The 18,786-nt window shown below is 69.1% G+C and carries 15 protein-coding genes; 8 read left to right on the forward strand and 7 right to left on the reverse strand.

Annotation, left to right across the window (positions count from 1 at the left end; translation table 11 throughout):
- The first annotated feature begins 16 nt into the window (after window positions 1-16).
- From ACGFH6_RS26135 to ACGFH6_RS26145, 3 genes are read left to right on the forward strand one after another with little or no spacing between them, the layout of a single operon-like run.
- Window positions 17-466: a hypothetical protein gene (locus tag ACGFH6_RS26135; RefSeq protein WP_393388829.1), complete on the forward strand. Its 450-nt coding sequence runs from the start codon at window positions 17-19 to the stop codon at window positions 464-466.
- The gene (locus ACGFH6_RS26140) at window positions 463-1,338 is read left to right on the forward strand and encodes a tetratricopeptide repeat protein (protein ID WP_393388831.1); all 876 of its coding nucleotides are present in this window, start codon (window positions 463-465) and stop codon (window positions 1,336-1,338) included. Before ACGFH6_RS26135 ends, ACGFH6_RS26140 begins: the two co-directional genes overlap by 4 nt.
- Window positions 1,335-2,579 (forward strand): tetratricopeptide repeat protein, encoded by a 1,245-nt coding sequence (locus ACGFH6_RS26145; protein WP_393388834.1) that lies wholly within the window; start codon window positions 1,335-1,337, stop codon window positions 2,577-2,579. Before ACGFH6_RS26140 ends, ACGFH6_RS26145 begins: the two co-directional genes overlap by 4 nt.
- Before the next feature lie 23 nt (window positions 2,580-2,602).
- On the opposite strand, the gene ACGFH6_RS26150 is transcribed toward ACGFH6_RS26145, so the two are convergent.
- Entirely contained in the window at window positions 2,603-4,738 is a 2,136-nt protein-coding gene (locus tag ACGFH6_RS26150; protein ID WP_393388836.1) for an elongation factor G-like protein EF-G2, read from the reverse strand.
- A gap of 141 nt (window positions 4,739-4,879) precedes the next feature.
- Between ACGFH6_RS26150 and ACGFH6_RS26155 the strand changes: the two genes are divergently transcribed.
- Both ACGFH6_RS26155 and ACGFH6_RS26160 read left to right on the forward strand, forming a co-directional pair.
- Window positions 4,880-6,760: a DUF2207 domain-containing protein gene (locus tag ACGFH6_RS26155; protein WP_393388838.1), complete on the forward strand. Its 1,881-nt coding sequence runs from the start codon at window positions 4,880-4,882 to the stop codon at window positions 6,758-6,760.
- A gap of 32 nt (window positions 6,761-6,792) precedes the next feature.
- Window positions 6,793-8,685, forward strand: coding sequence for a DUF2207 domain-containing protein (locus tag ACGFH6_RS26160; RefSeq protein WP_393388840.1), 1,893 nt, complete (start codon window positions 6,793-6,795; stop codon window positions 8,683-8,685).
- 85 nt (window positions 8,686-8,770) lie between these two features.
- Here ACGFH6_RS26160 and ACGFH6_RS26165 read toward each other — a convergent pair whose 3' ends face one another.
- From ACGFH6_RS26165 to ACGFH6_RS26175, 3 genes are read right to left on the reverse strand one after another with little or no spacing between them, the layout of a single operon-like run.
- Window positions 8,771-9,298, reverse strand: a complete 528-nt coding sequence (locus ACGFH6_RS26165) for a ferritin (protein ID WP_393388843.1) — start codon at window positions 9,296-9,298, stop codon at window positions 8,771-8,773.
- A 51-nt stretch (window positions 9,299-9,349) separates the two neighbouring features.
- Window positions 9,350-11,254, reverse strand: a complete 1,905-nt coding sequence (locus ACGFH6_RS26170) for a DUF2264 domain-containing protein (RefSeq protein WP_393388846.1) — start codon at window positions 11,252-11,254, stop codon at window positions 9,350-9,352.
- Window positions 11,251-12,267 carry a hydroxyacid dehydrogenase gene (locus ACGFH6_RS26175; protein WP_393388849.1) on the reverse strand — a complete coding sequence of 339 codons (1,017 nt, stop codon included), beginning with the start codon at window positions 12,265-12,267 and terminating at the stop codon, window positions 11,251-11,253. The genes ACGFH6_RS26170 and ACGFH6_RS26175 overlap by 4 nt, the downstream gene beginning before the upstream one ends.
- A gap of 174 nt (window positions 12,268-12,441) precedes the next feature.
- On the opposite strand from ACGFH6_RS26175, the gene ACGFH6_RS26180 reads away from it, so the two are divergent.
- On the forward strand, window positions 12,442-13,356 hold the full coding sequence (locus ACGFH6_RS26180; RefSeq protein WP_393388852.1) for a proteasome assembly chaperone family protein: 915 nt from the start codon (window positions 12,442-12,444) through the stop codon (window positions 13,354-13,356).
- A gap of 105 nt (window positions 13,357-13,461) precedes the next feature.
- The gene (locus ACGFH6_RS26185; protein ID WP_393388854.1) at window positions 13,462-14,295 is read left to right on the forward strand and encodes an acyl-CoA thioesterase; all 834 of its coding nucleotides are present in this window, start codon (window positions 13,462-13,464) and stop codon (window positions 14,293-14,295) included.
- A gap of 3 nt (window positions 14,296-14,298) precedes the next feature.
- Here the strand turns inward: ACGFH6_RS26185 and ACGFH6_RS26190 are convergent, their stop codons facing one another.
- Complete coding sequence (locus ACGFH6_RS26190) at window positions 14,299-15,174, reverse strand: alpha/beta fold hydrolase (protein ID WP_393388857.1); 876 nt, start codon at window positions 15,172-15,174, stop codon at window positions 14,299-14,301.
- 201 nt (window positions 15,175-15,375) lie between these two features.
- Here ACGFH6_RS26190 and thrS point away from each other — a divergent pair, with 201 nt between their 5' ends.
- The gene (gene thrS, locus ACGFH6_RS26195; protein WP_393388860.1) at window positions 15,376-16,611 is read left to right on the forward strand and encodes a threonine--tRNA ligase; all 1,236 of its coding nucleotides are present in this window, start codon (window positions 15,376-15,378) and stop codon (window positions 16,609-16,611) included.
- Here the strand turns inward: thrS and ACGFH6_RS26200 are convergent.
- Window positions 16,577-17,434: a MaoC/PaaZ C-terminal domain-containing protein gene (locus ACGFH6_RS26200; RefSeq protein ID WP_393388863.1), complete on the reverse strand. Its 858-nt coding sequence runs from the start codon at window positions 17,432-17,434 to the stop codon at window positions 16,577-16,579. The two genes, thrS and ACGFH6_RS26200, sit on opposite strands and share 35 nt — an antisense overlap.
- A 1-nt stretch (window position 17,435) precedes the next feature.
- Window positions 17,436-18,782 carry a 3-oxoacyl-ACP reductase gene (locus ACGFH6_RS26205; protein ID WP_393388866.1) on the reverse strand — a complete coding sequence of 449 codons (1,347 nt, stop codon included), beginning with the start codon at window positions 18,780-18,782 and terminating at the stop codon, window positions 17,436-17,438.
- Between the last annotated feature and the right edge of the window lie 4 nt (window positions 18,783-18,786).

The raw sequence follows: 18,786 nt of genomic DNA on the forward strand, positions 1-18,786 counted from the left end.
CCCATCGAGGAGCCTCATGCCGGACGAACTGCTGCGCCCGACCATCGGCGCCGGTGTGGACATGGCGGTGCGCCCGTGGCGGCTGATGTCGCAGACGTACGTCGCCTTCTTCGGCGGGGTGATCGCCTCGACGGTGATCGCGTTCCTCAACGCCCGCAGGCTCGGCGTCGACGCGGCCAAGCAGCGCCTGATCCTGGGCGTCGGCGCGATCGGCCTGGCGGTGGTGATCGCGGCCTTCGCCGTCCTGAACACCGACGGTGACCTCGGCTCCGGCCTGCGGGTCGGGATCCGGGTCGTCGCCGTGGTCTGCTGCCTGATCCAGCTCCGGATCCAGCGACCGATGGACCGCGCGTTCCAGCTCCGTGGCACCGACTACGGCTCACTCTGGGGCACGGGCTTCGGAGTGACGATCGCCGGCGCGGTCGCCGAAGCCCTGATCCTGCTCCTTGTGACGGTGGCCCTGTGAACGAACCGACTGAGGCCCGCCTGCAGATGGCCGGCCACTGGCTCCAGATCGGTCACCCGGAGCGCACCCTTGACGAACTCCAGGGCCTGTGGGGCGACGCCGCGGTCGACTTCCGTGCGTACCTGTTCCGCGGTGCCGCCCTGCACGCGCTGGACCGCAACGCCGAGGCGATCGACGTACTGAAGGACGGCCTGGCTCAGCACGGACCGTTCCTCCCGATGCTGCAGGTGCTGGGTTCCTCGCTGCGGTCCGAAGGACGTCTCCCGGAGGCCGAGGCCGCGTTCCTGCAAGGTCTCAGCCTGGACCCGAACGATCCCGATCTCCTGATCGGCTACGCCCGGGTGTGTCTGACCGCCGGCCAGGCGCAGAAGGCGAGCGCCCTGGTCGAGCGCGCCGCGTCGTACGCGCCGGAGAGCGCCGCCGTCTCGGCCGCCCGCGCTCAGGTCGCCTTCGCCCTCGGCAACGACCGCGACATGCACCGCCACAGCACGGAGGCTCTCTCGCACGACCCGGAGGACCCCGGCGCCCGCGCCCTGCACGGTACGGCGTCAATGCTCACGGGCGACTCGCGATCCGGCTACAACTCGCTCGCCTCCGCCGCCGCGTCCCAGCCCGGCGACCCAGACCTCCGAGCCGCCGCACGTGAGGCGAAGCTGATGAACCATCCGATGATGCGGCCGCTGCGTCCCTTCCAGCGCGTCAACCCGCTGGTCGTCTGGATCGGCGCGGTCGCGATCATCTACGGCCTGCGCGCGGCCGGGTTGGCCCCGCTCTCGTTCGTCTTCGCGATGGTCTGGCTGGCGTTCTGCGTGTACTCCTGGGTCGCGCCGCCGCTGGTCCGCCGCTGGATCAACAGAAAATGGGGCTCATGACGAACGATCGGATCGCCGCTCTGCGCAAGGCGGTCGACACCAGCCCGGACGACGTACTGCTGCGGCTGGTCCTGGCCGAGTCGCTGGTGAGTGCCGGCGACACCGAGGAGGCCCTGGACCAGTACGTCGTACTGCTCGACCAGCAGGGGTTGCCGGAGGACCAGTTCGTTCCGGTCGGTGAACTGGCCGCGGCCAACGGGCGGCTCGCGTTGCTGCGGAGCCTGCTCGAGGCGGCGCGTCAGCAGGGCGTGGTCGAGGGGACCGGGCGCCTGCAGCAGCTCGTCGACGACATGATCGCCGAGCGCAGTGGCGTCAAGATCAAGGTCGGTCCCGAGGCGGACGCGCCGTTCGAGCTGGACGCCCCGAAAGAGACCACGACCTTCGACCAGGTCGGCGGGATGGAGGACATCAAGCGGGTCATCCACCGGATGGTGATCCTGCCGCTGAGCCGCCCGGAGCTGTACGAGAAGTACGGCCGGAAGTCCGGCGGCGGTGTGATGCTCTACGGGCCGCCCGGGTGCGGGAAGACGCTGCTGGCCCGGGCGACCGCGGGGGAGTGCGGTCTGCCGTTCATCAACGTCCGGATCGAGGACGTGATGGACCCGTATCTCGGGGTCTCCGAGCGCAACCTGCACGCTGCCTTCGAGCGCGCCCGGGCGAATGCGCCGTGCGTGCTGTTCCTCGACGAGCTCGACGCGCTGGCTTTCGCGCGGCACAAGCACGGTGGTTCGGAGGCGCGGCGGCTGGTCGACGTACTGCTGCAGGAGCTCGACGCGATCGGCTCCGAGAACGACGGTCTGCTCGTGCTGGCCGCGACCAACGCGCCGTGGGACGTGGACGAGGCGATGCTGCGGCCGGGACGGTTCGACCGCGTGATCTTCGTCCCGCCGCCGGACGAGCCCGCTCGCGCCGACATCCTGTCCGTGCTGGTGCAGGACGTACCGGCGGAGGGACTGGACCTGAAGGCGCTCGCTGGGCAGACACCGATGTTCAGCGGCGCGGATCTGCGCGCCCTGATCGAGCGTGGCGTGGACCGGGTGATCGACGAGGCGCTGTCGAGTGGTGGAGAGCCGCCGCTGGCCATGCACCATCTCGCCGACGTGCTGCCCTCGGTCAAGCCGTCGACGCTCGACTGGTTGCACCGCGTCCGGTCGTACATCGAGTTCGCCAACCAGAGCGAGCGGTACGACGACGTCGCGGCGTACCTGAAGTCGCGGGATGTCCGGCGCCGCCTCAGCTGACGGCGGCACCGGACAGTGATCCGTCAGGCAGACGACTTCATCTTCGCGGCGGCGCCCTCCGGCATCGCCTCGTAGCGGGAGAACTCCCGGCTGAAGGACGCGGCACCGTGGGACAGCGAGCGGAGGTCGATCGCGTAGCGAGTGATCTCGACCTGCGGCACCTCGGCCTTGACCAGGGTCCGGTCGTCGCCGACCTTGTCGGTCCCCAGCAGCCGTCCGCGCCGCCCGGACAGGTCGCTCATCACCGCGCCGACCAGATCGTCCGGCACCAGCACCGAGACGAGATCCACCGGCTCGAGCAGACTGACCTTGGTCGCGGCCGCGGCCTCACGCAGGGCGAGCCCGCCGGCCATCTGGAACGCCATGTCCGATGAGTCGACGCTGTGAGCCTTGCCGTCCAGCAGCGTGACCCGGATGCCGACCATCGGATACCCGGCGGAGACACCCTTCTCCATCTGCGCCCGGACGCCCTTCTCGACGCTCGGGATGAACTGCCGCGGCACCGCGCCGCCGACCACCTTGTCGACGAACTCGAAGTCCGAGCCCTCCGGCAGTGGCTCGACCTCGATGTCGCAGACGGCGTACTGGCCGTGGCCGCCGGACTGCTTCACATGCCGGCCGTGGCCCTTCGCCTTCCCACCGAACGTCTCCCGCAGCGGCACCCGCAACTCCACGGTGTCCACGGTCACCCCGTACCGGTTGGCCAAGGCGTCGAGTACGACGTCGGAGTGGGCCTCGCCCATGCACCACAGCACGATCTGGTGCGTCTCCGGGTTCTGCTCGATCCGCAGGGTCGGATCCTCCGCCGCGAGCCTCTGCAGGCCGACGCTCAGCTTGTCCTCGTCGGTCTTGGCGTGGGCCTGGACCGCGATCGGCAGCAGCGGTTCCGGCATGTTCCACGGCTTCAGCAGCAGCGGATCGGACTTGTCGGACAGCGTGTCACCGGTCTCGGCCCGGGTGAGCCGGCCGATCGCGCACAGATCACCGGCGACCACCTGAGCCGCCGGACGCTGCACCTTGCCGAGCGGGAACGACAGGGTGCCGATCCGCTCGTCCTCGTCGTGGTCAGCATGCGAGTTCTGCGAACCGAAGAACGACGTGAAATGGCCCGACACGTGAACCGTCGCGTCGGGCCTGATGGTTCCGGAGAACACCCGGACCAGGCTGACCCTGCCGACGTACGGGTCCGACGTCGTCTTCACCACCTCTGCGAGCAGCGGGCCGCCCGGATCGCAGGTGAGGCCCTTGCGCGCCACGCCGTGCGGCGAGAACACCTCGGGCAGGGCATGCTCGAGCGGCGACGGGAAACCGCTGGTCGCGACCTCGAGCAGCTCGTGGGTGCCGACGCCGGAGGCGCTGCAGACCGGGATGACCGGGAAGAACGACCCGCGCTCGACGGCCCGCTCAAGGTCGTCGATGAGCACCTTCTGGTCGATGTCCTCGCCTTCGAGGTAGCGATCCATCAGCGACTCGTCCTCGGACTCCTCGATGATCCCCTCGATCAGCGTGCCGCGCAGCTCCTCGATCTGGTCGTCGTACGACGAGTCGGGCGTGGACGTCGACCGCTTGCCGCCGGAGTAGTCGTAGTACGTCTGGGAGAGCAGCCCGATCAGCCCGTCACCAGCGGGCAGGTAGAGCGGCAGCACCTTGTCGCCGAACGCCGCCTGTGCGGCCGCCAGCGCGCTCTGGTAGTTCGCCCGGGCGTGGTCGAGCTTGGTGATGACGACGGCCCGCGGCATCCCGACGTGGGCGCACTCCTGCCAGACCGTCTTGGTCGGCTCGTCGACGCCCTCGCTCGCCGAGATCACGAACAGTGCACAGTCCGCGGCCCGCAGACCGGCCCGCAGCTCACCGATGAAGTCGGCGTACCCGGGGGTGTCGATCAGGTTCACCTTGGCGCCGTCGTGCGGCAGCGACGCAAGCGACAAGCCCACCGAGCGCTGCTGTCTGATCTCGGCGTCGTCGAAGTCGCACACCGTGGATCCGTCCAGGACGGTGCCAGGTCTGTTCAGGACTCCGGAGGCCACCAGCAGGGCCTCGACGAGGGTGGTCTTGCCGGACCCGGACGGGCCGACCAGCACCACGTTGCGGATGGCGTCCGGGCTGTCCACAGCGGGCGCGGCTCCGGTGCCTTGGGAAGTGTTCGTCTTGTCTGCCATGACGTTCCTCCTGGTTCACCCACGATTCCCCCAACGGCTCCTTCGCACAAGAGCCATCACGTGCCGGATTCGCTGAGCCGTCAGCCGCCCGGCCGGGCCACCTCGCCTCGGCGGACCCTCACGCTGGGTAGGGTCGCGGCCATGCGTAGGGCACTCGGGGTCATCATCAGCACGCTCGTCGCGGGTCTGGCGGTCGGCGGTTTCGCACTGCCCGCGGCGGCGGCGACGGGTGACGAGATCAAGAACTTCACGATCGACTACGACGTCACGGCCGATGGTGTGCTGCATGTGAAGGAGACGATCGCCTACAGCTTCGGCGACACCGGGCGGCACGGCATCTTCCGGGATCTGGTGACGCGGGAGCCGTACGTCGACGACGACTCGAAGGACCAGGAGTACGAGGTCTCGAACATCACCGTCGACAGCCCGTCCGGTGCGCCCGACGAGTTCACCACGGAGACGTTCAAGTACAACGACGACCGCGACCAGAGTCTGCAGATCAAGATCGGCTCCGCGGACAAGACCATCTCAGGGTACGACGCGACGTACGTGATCACGTACGACGTCCGCGGGGCGCTCCGGCACTTCGACGACCACAGCGAGCTGTACTGGGATGCGACCGGCGACGGCTGGGACGCGGTGCTCGATCAGGTCGACGTCAGCGTCACCGTGCCGGAGGGTGTGCAGAAGACGCAGTGCTTCCAGGGACCGTACGGCTCGACCGACGAATGTACGAGCAGCGTCAGTGGCGACAAGGGCATCTTCAGCGCCAGCCGGCTGGCTCGCAGCGACCAGATGACGATCGTCGCCGGCATCAAGGCCGGCGTGGTCAGCAACGACGCTCCGATCCTGGTCGACGCGCCCAGCTGGATGGAACGCAACGGCGTCAGCCTGCCGGCACTGATCGGCTCGGGCATCGTCACCCTCGCCGCGATCGCCGGCGCGTGGCTGTACTCGCAGCGGGGCAACAAGGACCAGCGGTACGCCGGAATGCCACCCGGCACGTTCCCGCCCGACGGCGTCGCTGCCGAGCCGGTGAAAGACGACCTGGCCGAGGACCAGATCCCGGTCGCGTTCGCGCCGCCGAGGATCCCGGTGGCCGAAGGTGGTCTGCTGATCGACGCGAAGGCGACCACGACCGAGACGGCCGCGACGCTGATCGACATGGCGGTGCGCGGCGGCGTACGGATCGAGAACACCGGCAACGATCAGAAGGCGGTGCTGCTGAACCCGGCGGTCGCGACCGCGCCACACGAGCAGGCTCTGATGTCCGGCCTGTTCCCGACACTGCAGGCGGGGTCGGAGGTGCTGCTGCGCCGCGGTGCGGTCGGCGACCACACGATGCGACGGGCGCACGACGCGATGATCGCTGCGCTGCGTGCTCAGGTGAAGGACCGTGCGTGGTACCTGCGGATGCCACGCGCCGGCGGTGGTTCGGTCTTCAAGAGCGGTACCGGGTGCGCGTGTATGGCGATGATCGGGTTCTGGGTGGTCGGTGCCGGCCTGGCAGGCACGGCCACCGCGGCGTTCACCGGCGGGCTCGGTCGTGCGGTGGTGATCGCGGTCCCGGTGATCGCGGTGATCGTTGCCGTCGGCCTCTGGATCGCGATCCGCGGGCGCGGGCAGCGCAGTCCGGCCGGGCGGGCGGTCACGGATCAGCTGATCGGGTTCCGGAAGTACCTGGCGACGGCGGAGGCGGAGCAACTCCGCTTCGAGGAGGGTGAGGACATCTTCTCGAAGTACCTGCCCTGGGCGATCGCGTTCGACCTCGCCGACCGCTGGCAGAAGGTCTGCGAGCGGTTGGTCGCCGCGGGCCGGCTGACGCCCGACCCGTACTGGTACAGCGGACCGTCGTACTACACCTCCGGCTGGACGGCCGGTGCGGTCAGCTCGACCGTCGCGCACACGTTCGACCCGCCGCCCGCTCCGGCCAGCAGCGGCGGAGGCGGCGGTAGCTCGTCCGGCTTCAGCGGCGGCTCGTCCGGAGGCGGTGGTGGCGGTGGAGGTGGCGGTAGCTGGTAGTGGCGGTTCTTACGCTCGGTAGTGTCTCGGGCATGCGTCGGGCACTCGGGATCCTGTTCAGCATGCTCGTCGCGGCTCTGGCGTTGGCCGGCTTCGCGCTGCCGGCATCGGCGGAGGTCGGCGACCGCGTGACGCGGATGGCGATCGATTACACCGTCACCCCGGACGGCGTGCTGCAGGTGACCGAGACCATCGACTACCACTTCGGTGACACCGATCGGCACGGGATCTATCGCGACCTGGTGATCCGTGAGCCGTTCGCCGACGACAAGAGCAAGGACCAGAGGTACGACGTCTCGAACATCAAGGTGTCGTCACCGACGGCGCCGGACTCGTTCGAGACCTCCACGATGGAGAAGAACGGCCGCCGCGACCGGGTCCTCCGGATCAAGATCGGCTCCTCGAGCAAGACGGTTCCCGGGCGGGATGCGACGTACAAGATCAGTTATGAGGTCCGCGGCGCACTGCGGCACTTCGAGGACCACAGCGAGCTGTTCTGGGACGCCACCGGGTCTGCTTGGGACGCATCTCTGGACCGGGTGGACGTCACCGTGACGGTGCCGCAGGGGGTGCAGCGGGTCAACTGCTTCGTTGGGCCGCCCGGATCGACGGACAGTTGCGAGTCGAAGAGCATCAGCGCCGGGAAGGCCGTGTTCGGGCAAGAGGCCGACGTCGTTCGTGGCGAGCAGCTGACGATCGTCGCCGCGATCAAGGCCGGTGCCGTGCGCAACGACACGCCGATCGTGGTGGACCCGCCGGGCCTGCTCGAGCGCTTCCGGCTCACTGTGCCGATGATCGGCCTGGCGGGTCTGGTCAGCCTCGGCCTGATCGCGGCCACGAGGCTGCACACCAAGCGCGGCGGCCGGGACCTGCGGTACGCCGGGATGCCGCCGGGGACCGTGCCGCCGGAAGGGCTCGCCGTACAGACGGAGAAGGACCAGTTGGACGAGGAGCAGCTTCCGGTCGCGTTCTCGCCGCCGCGGATCTCAGCTGCTGAAGGTGGGTTGCTGGTCGACGCGAAGGCGGACACGACGGAGATCGCGGCGACGCTGATCGACCTCGCGGTGCGTGGTGCGATCCGGATCGAGAACGACGACGACGAGCGCACGGCCGTCCTTGTCGATGCGGACGTCGCGACCGCGCTGCACGAGCGGACGCTGTTGACGGGTCTGTTCCCGACGCAGCAGGCGGGAGCGGTGGCGCGGCTGGAGAGGCCTGCGGTTGGTGACCACTCGATGGTGCGGGCGGCCGAGAGCACGGTCGATGCGCTGCGGGAGGAGGTCGTGCAGCGGCAGTGGTACGTCCGGATGCCGCGCAGGTCGCGGGTCGTGCCGTCCTCGGGCGATTGGGGGACGGCGCTTGGCTGTTTGCTGTTCCTCGCTTTGCTGTCCTGCTTGGTGGGGCTGATCATCTGGATCGTCAAGTTCGGCGCACCCAGCTGGCTGGGTCCGGCGGTCGTCATCGCGGTGCCGGCGCTCCTGCTGATCAACCTGGCGATCGACTGGTTCAGGAAGCGCCGCGCGGGCCGGCGGACGGCGACCGGGCGGGCGATCGCGGACCAGGTGATCGGATTCCGCACGTACCTCGCGACCGCGGAGGCGGACCAGCTCCGCTTCGAGAACGGCGAGGACATCTTCAGCAAGTACTTGCCATGGGCCATCGTCTTCGACCTGGCCGACCACTGGCAGAAGATCTGCCGCCAACTCGCCGACGCCGGCCGCCTGACCGCCGACCCCACCTGGTACACCGGCCCGTCCTACTACACCTCCACCTGGACCGCCGCCAACGTATCCACCACAGTGGCCACCACCTTCAGCCCACCCCCGAGCCCCTCCACCGGAGGAGGCACCTCCTCAGGCTTCAGCAGCAGTAGCAGCTCCTCCTCCGGCGGAGGCGGAGGCGGCGGAGGCGGCGGCAGCTGGTAACCCGCCTCCAACCCACCCAGCAGCTGGAGGGGCACTCACCAGCGAAGAGAGAACTGAAAGTACTAAACGAGACAACTGAAAAGTACTAAACCCGCCCGCCGGCCGCGGTGGGAGCGGTGGGGTCGTCGGCGGCGCCTCCGGAGATCTCGCGGGCCAGGAAGTCTTCGAGGTGGAAGAGGTTGTCTCCGGCCCGCTTCGCGACATTGACGAGCGTGGTCATCGCGGAGACCTCCTCGACCTGCTCCTTCAGGAACCACTGCATGAACTGCTCGCCGATGTAGTTGCTCTCGTCCCGAGCGGCCCGTGCCAGCGTCTCGATCTGCTTGGTGACGGTGATCTCCTGCTGCAGCGCGAGTTCCAGCGGCTCCAGCGCCGTCTTGAAGTCGCTCTCCACCTCGCCGACACCGGGGATGTGCGGCCGGATGTCCTTGTCCAGTAGGTATTGCACCATCATCATCGCGTGGTTGCGCTCTTCGAGGGCCTGCTTGTAGAAGTGCCCGGCCAGCTGCGGCAGATCCTGGTCGTCGTACCAGACAGCCACTGCCGTGTACTGCTGCGACGCCGTGAATTCGTTACGGATCTGTTCCTGCAAAAGTTTCTCGTACGTGCTCATCCCGCCAATCTACTGATCGGATCCAGCGAGCACACGGTTGGTGAGCCTGACCTAAGGGTGTGTCTGTCCGAGCTCGACCACCTCGGTACCCCCACCAGGCAGGCTGATCCGCACCGTCGTACCGTCCACCGCAACATCGATGCCCTCGGCAAGCGCTTCCGGCCGCAGCGCGTCCCGCGTCAGCAGTACGGCGCTCACCAGCACGAGCGGATCCCCGTTGTGCGGAGCCGTCAGGTACGGCGTAGCCGAGTGCACACCGAACGGGTTCCCACCGAGACCCCGGTGCACGCCGGCTTCGTCGTACCCGTGCAGACCGACCACCGCCGACATCAGCCCGTCGAGATTCCGTGCCGACGCCGACCGGTTCCCGGCGGTTGCCTCAGGCAAGGATGCCCCGGCGACCGCGAACCCGCCGCTGCGCACCAACGTCCCGGCCGGCCCTTCGACCAGCGCACAGCGGATCTCCCACCCGCCATGCACGACCGACGCCGTCTCGATCCGCCAGGGTCCGTCCGATCCCAGCCACGCCTTGTGCCACGACGACGCCGTACGTCCGCTGACCCCGATCCGCCGGATCCGCCCGCGCGCGCTCGACCGGCCGTCCGCATCGACGAGCGCGATCAGGTTGTCGATCCGTGGCGCGTGGTCGGACAGCTCCGGCCCGGCGTGGTTCGCGTACGCCAGCCGGTTGTAGTGCGCGTCGCCCTCCGGCTCCACCCCTTCGGGCTCGGCCTTCGGCGCGTGATCAGCACCGTGGTTCACCAACTGCACGATCTGGTCATGCCGGCTCGCATGCACGATCCACCCCGGCGCCGGCATCGCCCGCACCTGGTCCGCGTCGTCCAGCGGGACCGAGTCCTCCGGGTCCGTCCACACCGGGTGCTCCGGTGGCAGCAGCAGCCCGATGAACCCCTTCGACGCCCAGTACGGCGAGCCAGGCCCGGAGTACTGCTGGGTCGTGGGCAGGAACGTGTCGTACCACCCCAGCGTCAGCAGCCCACGCTCGTCCGGCACACCGTGCTGCACGAAGTGCCGCGCGATCCCGGAGCACAGCCGCCGCGTCTGCCCGGGCGACAGGGGAGTGGAGTCCAGCAGCGCGCCCATCCAGTACGGCGTCGCCGCGGCCATCCGGTAGGTCAGCGAGCGCCCCTGGTACACCGGTGCACCGTCGTTGCCGACCAGATGCACCGCGTCTTCCAGGAACAGACCGATCCGCTCGCGGTAGACCTTCAGCCGGTCCTCGTACGCCGCACCGGGCGTGGCGGCCGCCATCCGCGTCCACAGTCCCGGGTAGAGGTGCATGGCCCAGCCGATGTAGTTGTCGAAGTTCTGCCCGTCGCCATCGGAGTACCAGCCGTCACCGACGTACCAGTCCTCGATCCGGTCCAGCCCGCCGTCGATGTCTTCCTGCGAGTACGGCGCTCCGACCGACGCGAGGAACTGCTCACTCACGACCTGGAACAGCCGCCAGTTGTTGTCGTGCGTCGTGGACCCGATGAACCCGCCGAGCCACTCGGCAACGTGCTCCTGCGCGCGGGTGTCCAGCCGGTCCCAGATCCACTCCCGCGTCTCGTGCAGGGACACCGCGATCGCCGCGGCCTCCACCATCTGCTGCGACCGCGGGGTGAGCCGCAGCCACGACTCCGGGTGGTCCGGGTTCGCACCGTTCGCGACACCGCGGGCGTACCGCTCGATGAGCGCCTCGCACCCCTCGCCCCGCACTCCACCGATCCGGAACGCGGCCAGCATGAACGACCGCGCGAAACCTTCCAACTGGTCGGACGCCGTACCCGACCGGCTCGGCCGACCAGGCAGCGCGATCAGCGACGCACCGGGGGAGAAGTACGGCACCAGCGACTCCAACACGTGGTCCGCAAGGGCCTCCCAGTGCGCACGCACCCACCCGGTCTGACGAGAAAGAACACGATCGGTGTCGGGCAGAACAAGGCGGCTCATGCGAGTCTCCCGATCTCGGAAGGGTTGATGGCGTGCTGCAGGGGTTCGCCGGCGGCGAGGCGCTCGAGTTCGCTGACGGCCAGTTCACCGAGCCGCGCGATTTCGTTGCCGACCGCACCGGCTACGTGGGGCGTGACGAAGACGTTCGGCAGGTCGAGCAGCGGCGAGTCCGGCGGCAGCGGCTCGGGGTCGGTCACGTCGAGGATCGCGTCGATCCGGCCGGAGACGCACTCACGCTCCAGCGCCTCGGAGTCGATGATCTTGCCGCGGGCGGTGTTGATCAGGACGGAGCCGTCCCGCAGCAGGCCGAGCAGACGTGCGTCCACCAGTCCCACTGTTTCCGGGATGAGCGGCGCGTGCACGCTGAGGATGTCGCTGCGGCTGAAGAGGGTGTCGTTGTCGACCAGTTCGGCGCCCAGCCCGGCCGCCTCGGCCTCGTTCAGGTACGGGTCGCTGATCAGTACGTTGAGGTCGAAGGTGCGGAGTCGCTCCGCCACCATCCGGGCGATCCGCGAGGCGCCCAGCAGGCCGACCGTCGTACCGTAGCTGCCCGGCATCGCGTGCGGGTCCGACTTGCGCCGCTCCAGCCGGTACTGCGCAGCCAGCCGGAACGCCCGCTTGCCGGCCAGCACGATCGCGGCCACGGTGAACTCCGCGACCGGCAGCGCGTTGGCGGTGGCCGCCGACGAGACCTGGATCCCGCGGTCGAACGCGGACGGGTCGACCATCGCCTTCACCGATCCGGCCGCGTGCAGGATCGCCCGCAGCTTCGGCGCCGCGTCGAGCACCTCGGGACCGATCCGCGGGCACCCCCACCCGGTCAGCAGTACGTCGACGTCGGCCAGGGCGGCCTTGATCGCGGGGTCGGCGAGGAAGCTGGTCCCGGGACCGACCGGCAGCACGGTCGCGGCCGCCTCCAGGCGCTTCCGGACCCGCGGGACGAGCACGCGATCCCGGCTGGCGTCGTTCATCGCCAGCATGACGGTCAGGGCGGAGTCAGGTTCGGTGCGCACGACAGCAACTTAGCAAGCGCTTTCCAACGCTGTCTCCCCGCGTGCCGAATCTTGGAAGAAGCTGAAAGATCGCGAGCCCCGGAATGTGGGCCCGAGGTCGGGCGTTGTCAGGTGGAGAGGGCAGGATAGAGGGGCCATCCCCGCCCTGTTGGCCAGATGTGAAGGAGAACGACGATGCTGCGACCGGACGACCTCTACGAGATCGTCGACGAGTCGGTGGCGACCGGCCCGGCGGCGACGCCGAAGGTTCTGGTGCACTCGCTGGACGGGTTCATGGACGCGGGTCAGGCAGGCCGGGTCACGGCCGACCACCTGCTCGAGGTGCTGGACCACCGGCTGCTCGCGCGGTTCGACATCGACCTCCTGCACGACTACCGGGCCCGGCGGCCTGAGGTGACGTTCGCCGAGGACCGGTTCATCGACTACACGCCGCCGCGGCTGAGCCTGCACCTGCTGAAGGACGACGCGGGGGTCGAGTTCCTGCTGCTCGAGGGCCCCGAGCCGGACAACCACTGGGACCGGTTCGCCGGCGCGGTCCGGCAGCTGATCGAGCGCTACAACGTGACGCTCACGGTCGGCGTCCACGGCATCCCGATGGGCGTGCCGCACACCCGTCCGCTCGGCCTGACCGCGCACGCGACGCGGCCCGAGCTGGTCACCCGCTCGAACATCTGGGACGGGGAGATGCGCCTTCCGGCGAGCGCCGGCACGATGCTGCAGGTGCGGCTGGGTGAGGCCGGCAAGGACGCGATGGGCTTCGCGGTCCACGTGCCGCACTACCTGGCCGAGAACCGCTTCCCAGGCGCGGCGCTGGCGCTGGTGCACGCGGTCTCCGCGGCGACCGGACTGTTGCTCCCTAGCAAGGCGCTGCTGGACGAGGCCGCCGTCACCGGCCGGCTGGTCGACGAGCAGGTCGAGGCCTCTGAGGACGCGTCCGCGGTCGTGAACGCCCTCGAAACGCAGTACGACGCCGCTGCCGGCTCGGTCAGCCGTGGCAGCCTCCTGGCCGGCTCCACGCCGTCCGCGGAGGAGCTCGGCGCCGAGGTCGAGCAGTTCCTCGCCGAACTCAACCGCGACGACGAGGACTGACCACCCGCCGTACCCCGCTGACAGGATCCGGGGACCTCGGACAGGTCGATTCCTGTCCGAGGTCCCCGGTTCTTGTTCGCAGCCTCCGGGCTGTCAGGATGAGGCATGCCTGAGTCGCTGGAGGATCTGGTCGAGCTGCTCGACCTGGAGATGATCGAGGTCGACCTGTTCCGCGGCCGGCAGCCGGAGACCTCCTTGCAACGAGTGTTCGGCGGCCAGGTGCTCGGTCAGGCGCTCGCAGCGCCGAGCCGGACCGTCGATCCCGAGCGGGTGGTGCATTCACTGCACGGCTACTTCCTGCGTCCCGGGGACACCGCCGTACCGATCATCTACCGGCCGGAGCCGACGCGGGACGGCGGAACGTTCAGCAGCCGGCGGGTCGTCGCGTCGCAGCACGGCAAGCCGATCTTCTACATGTCCGCGTCGTACCAGCGGCCGGAGCCGGGGCTCGACCATCAGGACCCGATGCCCGAGGACCTGGTCCCGCCGGAGGAGGCGCCGCGGCTGGCGACTGTCCTCGAAGCACGTTCGGGCCGCAAGGCGGCCGACTGGGACAAGGAGTGGGCGGCGCTCGACGTACGCCTGGCCGGTGTCAGCGGTCGTCAGTTCTGGATCCGTGCCGCAGGCAAGCTTCCCGACGATCGCGCGCTGCACGCATGCGTCCTGGCATACGCCAGCGACCTGACCCTGCTCGGCGCCAGCCTTCTCCCACACGGCATCGTCATCGGCGACCCCCGCATCCAGCCCGCGTCCCTGGACCATGCCCTCTGGTTCCACCGCGACTTCCGGGCCGACGAATGGCTCCTCTACGACCAGGCGTCCCCGTCGGCCTCCAGCGCGCGCGGCTTCGCCACCGGCCGCCTCTACACCGAATCCGGCCAGCTGGCCGCCTCGGTCGCTCAGGAAGGCCTGATCCGCCCCGTGGGCCTCGACCTGTAGCAGCTATTGGACGGCGGCTCGGAGTACGCCGAGCATCTCGTCCCACCGGGCGAAAATCGTTCTGCCGTGGCCGACGGCCGGGACGATCGTGAGGGTGGAGGTGGGGATCCGTTCCGCGTGCCAGTGGCCGTGGGACGGCGGGACCATGCGGTCCAGTTCGCCGTACCAGAGCCAGGTCGGGACCTGCAGGTCGGCGGGGTCGATGTCCCAGGGACCGCCCCACGCGACGTTGTCCCGGGCGTAGCCGTCGTACGTGCGGAGTGCATCGCGCGCATCGGCCGCCCACAGTCGCCGTGCCTCCTGGTCAAGCCAGGTGATGTCCTCCGCGGGAGCGTCTCCGAAGAACGCGTCAACCATGGCTTCGTCCGGGAGGGTGAGCATGTGCTCGTGATGAGCGCGTGCCTGCGCACGAAACCCTTCCAGGGCACCAGGTACGTCGCCGGCGTCGACGAGCGCGAGAATCGGGAGGTCCGGATCAGCGCTGTCCGGCGCTTCGATCAACCGCCACGGACCGACCCCGGCCGCGACCCCGACGGCCCGCACTCGCTCGGGATCGGCGATGCCGGTGGCCAAGGCATACGGCCCACCTCCGGACGCCCCGAGTACGGCGAACTCCTGGATCCCCAGAGCGTCAGCGACCCGCAAGGTGTCCACACCAACAGACGCCAGACTCGGCGGCGTATCGGTCGAATCGCCGTACCCCGGCCGGTTGAAGGACACGATGCGGACGTTCTGCCGTATGGCCGCATCAGCACCCAGTACAGCCTGAAGCCGCCCGGACGGCGTGCCATGGTGGAACACGACCGGAACCCCTTCCGGCGACCCGCCCTCCCAGACCGACACCGTCCGTCCGTCGGGAAGCGTCATGGTGGTGTCCATGAGGCAACGATAATTCCGCGCACGATTGTCTGAAGATGTCTGCTACGGTTGGGACATGTTCAAGCGCGCGGTAGTGACGACGACGCCGGAGTTCGTCCCGGCGCGCTGACACCTGAGTGTCTGACAAAGCCCCGGGGCGTGTGCCCCGGGGCTTTGTCGTGCTCCGTGGTCCTCGCCCCAACCCGTGAAGGAGCCACTGAGATGTACGACCACCGCAAGCTCGGCCGTGAACTCGGCCTGTTCGATTCCGACCCGCTGATCGGCGCCGGCCTGCCGTACTGGCTGCCCGCCGGTGCCGCCATCCGCCACGCCTTGGAGAGTTACATCGCCGAAGTGGAGCGAAGAGCCGGCTACCAGCAGGTCTACTCGCCCGTGATCGCCAAGCGAGAGCTGTACGAGATCTCCGGCCACTGGGAGAAGTACAGCGACGACATGTACCCGCCGATGGACGTCGGCAACGAGCAGCTCGTACTGCGACCGAGCATCTGCCCGCACCACGCGCTGATGTACCGATCCAGAGCCCACAGCTACCGCGAACTCCCGCTGCGCTACTCCGAGCTCGGCGGTCAGTACCGCGCCGAGCTGTCCGGCGCGATCGGCGGACTGATCCGGGTCCGCGCCATGCAACTCAACGACGCGCACATCTTCTGCCGCCTCGACCAGGTCGAGGAGGAGGCAGCGAGTGCGCTCGACCTGATCAACCAGGCGTACCGCGACATGGAGATCAGCCCGTCCCGCTACGTTCTCGCTCTGCCGTCCGAGGACGCCGACTTCAACAGCCCCGACTGCAAGTACGTCGGCGATGCCGAGAGCTGGGCGCATTCGGCGGACCTGCTGCGCGACGTCCTGAAGGACGCGGGCATCGACTACGAGGAGGCGCCCGGCGACGCGGCGTTTTACGGCCCGAAGATCGACATTCAGATGGAGGATTCGGCCGGCCGGGAGTTCAGTCTGTCGACCGTCCAGATCGACTTCCACCAGCCGGAACGGTTCGGCCTCGAGTACGTCGGTGCCGACGGCAACAAGCACCGGCCGGTGATGGTGCACCGGGCGATCGTCGGCAGCATCGAGCGCGCCGTCGCGCAGCTGATCGAGGTGCACGGCGGGGCGTTCCCGGCCTGGCTGGCTCCGGTGCAACTCGTCGTACTCCCGATCTCCGACGACGAGGAGCAGGTCGCGATCGACGTCGCTCGGCGCGCGGCACAGCGCGGCCTGCGGGTCGAGGTCGCGCACGCCGACGAGGGCAGTCTCGGTGCCCGCATCCGGGAGAACCGGTTGGCGCCGTACCAGGCCGTCATCGGTGCTCGTGAAGCGGCTGCCGGGTCGCTGGCGATCCGGGAGCGCGGTGGTCAGCAGCACGAGGCCGCACCGATCGGCGAGGTTCTCGACCGGATCGCGGAGCTCAGTGTGCCTGCAGCTGTCCGATCAGGTGAGTGAGTTCGTGCTGCTCGTCGTACAGAGCGAAGTCGGTCGTCTTGCCGGTCGCCTTGAACCCGAACTGCACACGTGACGGGAGCAGCAGCGGCTTCCGGAAGTCGACGCGGACGGTGAAGGCATCCGGCAGCTTCCCGGCGCGCTCGATCGAGGCGAGCGCGGCGGCCTTGGCCCACATGCCGTGCGCGATCTGGCGCGGGAACCCGAACGCCTGAGCGGTCAGCTTGAACAGGTGGATCGGGTTCCGGTCGCCGGACGCGGCGGCGTACCGGCGGCCGAGGTTGCCGCGCAGGTCCCACCACGCGGCCGGGGCGAGCTCGGGATCCGGCAACAGGTCGACCTTCACGGACTCGTCTCCGGACGAGCGGCTGAGCAGGGTGGTGAGGTCAGTCCACACCACCTCACCGTCGACGCTCACCTCGCTGATCACGTCGAAGACCGTGCCCTTGGGGTGCGGGCGTTCCGGCGTACTGTGCACGCGGATCGCGGGCTCGACGTGGATCGGAAGCGGCTGCCGCTGTGTGATCGTGTTGGACAGGTGCACGATCCCCATCGGCTTGTAGGGGAACGACGGATCGGACATCAGGTCCAGGTGCAGTGGGAACGCCAGGACGTGCGGGTACGTCGCCGGAAGCGCCGGACCAGCCGGGAACCCGGTGACATCCCGGTACGCCGACAGGTGGTCCTGATCGATCGCGGACCGGGGGAGCTCCAGCGTCAGACCGTCCGCGTCCGGTTTGTAGTCCGCTCGTCGCAGCGTCGCCTTCACGGTCCGGGCATAGAGCGAGCCGAACCCGGGCGTGTCGTCGTACCGTCGGGTCGGCATGTCATGCGCCCAGCATGCTCTGGCCGCAGACGCGGACCACGTTGCCGGTCACGCCCGCCGACGCGGGATCGGCGAACCAGGCGATCGTCTCGGCCACGTCGATCGGCTGCCCGCCTTGCTGCAGCGAGTTGATCCGGCGGCCGACCTCGCGGATCGTGAACGGGACCTTGGCGGTCATCTCGGTCTCGATGAAACCCGGTGCGACCGCGTTGATGCGGATGTTCCGCTCGGTCAGCTTCGGCGCGAACGCCTGGACCAGGCCGATCACGCCGGCCTTGGACGTCGCGTAGTTCGTCTGGCCGTTGTTGCCCGCGATCCCGGCGATGCTGGCGACCCCGATGATCGAGCCACCGTCCCTGACGGCTCCGGACTCGAGCAGATGCTGGGTGATCCGCTCCGGCGCGCGCAGGTTCACATCGAGTACGGCGTCCCACGCGTCCGTTCGCATGTTCGCGAGCCGCTTGTCACGCGTGATGCCGGCGTTGTGGACGACGATGTCGAGTCCGCCGTGCTGCTCCTGTGCGTGCGCCGCGATCCGCTGTGCGGCGTCGACCGCGGTCACGTCGAGGAGGAGTTCGCTGCCGCCGATCCGGGACATGACCTTGCGCAGCGCGTCCGCGTTCTGCGGTACGTCGACGCCGATCACGGTCGCGCCGTCCCGGGCCAACGTGCCGGCGATCGACGCGCCGATTCCACGCGCTGCGCCCGTCACGAGTGCAACCTTGCCGGCCAGCGGGTGACCCGGGTCGTTGCTCACCAGCGGGCCGGTCCCGATCCGTGCGACCTGGCCGTCGACGTACGCGGACTTGGGGGAGAGGAAGAAGCGGAGCGTCGAGTCCAGCTGCTCGTGTGCATCCGGAGCGACGTACACCAGGTTGACGGTGGCGCCGCGCTTCACCTCCTTGCCGAGGCTGCGCGTGAAGCCCTCGAGAGCGCGCTGGGCGATCTGTTGCTCGGTCGAGTGCGCGAGCTCCGGCGTACGTCCGATCACGATCACCCGTCCGGCGGGCGCCAGCTGCCTGATGACGGGGGAGAAGAACCGTTGCAGGCTCGTCAGCTCAGCTGTCGACGTCGCGCCGGTGGCATCGAACACAAGCGCCTTCGGCCGGATCTCGCTCGACGCGACGCCCTCGGTCGCCGTACTGAACGAGGCCCCGATGTCCCGCAGCAGCGCCTGGATCGCCTTGCCGGCGTCGGTCTCGGAGATCGCGCCGAACACGACCGGTCCGTCGATCACCGGCGAGCCCTCGGTCCAGCGCGGCAGCGGCGTCGGGTCGGGCAGACCCAGGTTCTTCACCAGCGTCTGGCCGAGCGGCGTGCGGGTGAAGGTCTGGTAGCGATCCGTCATTCTC

This window comes from Kribbella sp. NPDC049227 (genome assembly GCF_043197265.1).
In the GTDB taxonomy this organism is placed as follows: Bacteria; Actinomycetota; Actinomycetes; order Propionibacteriales; family Kribbellaceae; genus Kribbella.

What these genes read in the sequence shown, in the direction of transcription:
- ACGFH6_RS26200 (WP_393388863.1), bottom strand. Translation starts at nt 17,434, where the DNA reads ATGCCGACCCGACGGTACGACGACACGCCCGGGTTCGGCTCGCTCTAT.
- ACGFH6_RS26150 (WP_393388836.1), bottom strand. Translation starts at nt 4,738, where the DNA reads ATGGCAGACAAGACGAACACTTCCCAAGGCACCGGAGCCGCGCCCGCT.
- ACGFH6_RS26155 (WP_393388838.1), top strand. Translation starts at nt 4,880, where the DNA reads ATGCGTAGGGCACTCGGGGTCATCATCAGCACGCTCGTCGCGGGTCTG.
- thrS (WP_393388860.1), top strand. Translation starts at nt 15,376, where the DNA reads ATGTACGACCACCGCAAGCTCGGCCGTGAACTCGGCCTGTTCGATTCC.
- ACGFH6_RS26190 (WP_393388857.1), bottom strand. Translation starts at nt 15,174, where the DNA reads ATGGACACCACCATGACGCTTCCCGACGGACGGACGGTGTCGGTCTGG.
- ACGFH6_RS26135 (WP_393388829.1), top strand. Translation starts at nt 17, where the DNA reads ATGCCGGACGAACTGCTGCGCCCGACCATCGGCGCCGGTGTGGACATG.
- ACGFH6_RS26205 (WP_393388866.1), bottom strand. Translation starts at nt 18,782, where the DNA reads ATGACGGATCGCTACCAGACCTTCACCCGCACGCCGCTCGGCCAGACG.
- ACGFH6_RS26160 (WP_393388840.1), top strand. Translation starts at nt 6,793, where the DNA reads ATGCGTCGGGCACTCGGGATCCTGTTCAGCATGCTCGTCGCGGCTCTG.
- ACGFH6_RS26170 (WP_393388846.1), bottom strand. Translation starts at nt 11,254, where the DNA reads ATGAGCCGCCTTGTTCTGCCCGACACCGATCGTGTTCTTTCTCGTCAG.
- ACGFH6_RS26165 (WP_393388843.1), bottom strand. Translation starts at nt 9,298, where the DNA reads ATGAGCACGTACGAGAAACTTTTGCAGGAACAGATCCGTAACGAATTC.
- ACGFH6_RS26145 (WP_393388834.1), top strand. Translation starts at nt 1,335, where the DNA reads ATGACGAACGATCGGATCGCCGCTCTGCGCAAGGCGGTCGACACCAGC.
- ACGFH6_RS26180 (WP_393388852.1), top strand. Translation starts at nt 12,442, where the DNA reads ATGCTGCGACCGGACGACCTCTACGAGATCGTCGACGAGTCGGTGGCG.
- ACGFH6_RS26185 (WP_393388854.1), top strand. Translation starts at nt 13,462, where the DNA reads ATGCCTGAGTCGCTGGAGGATCTGGTCGAGCTGCTCGACCTGGAGATG.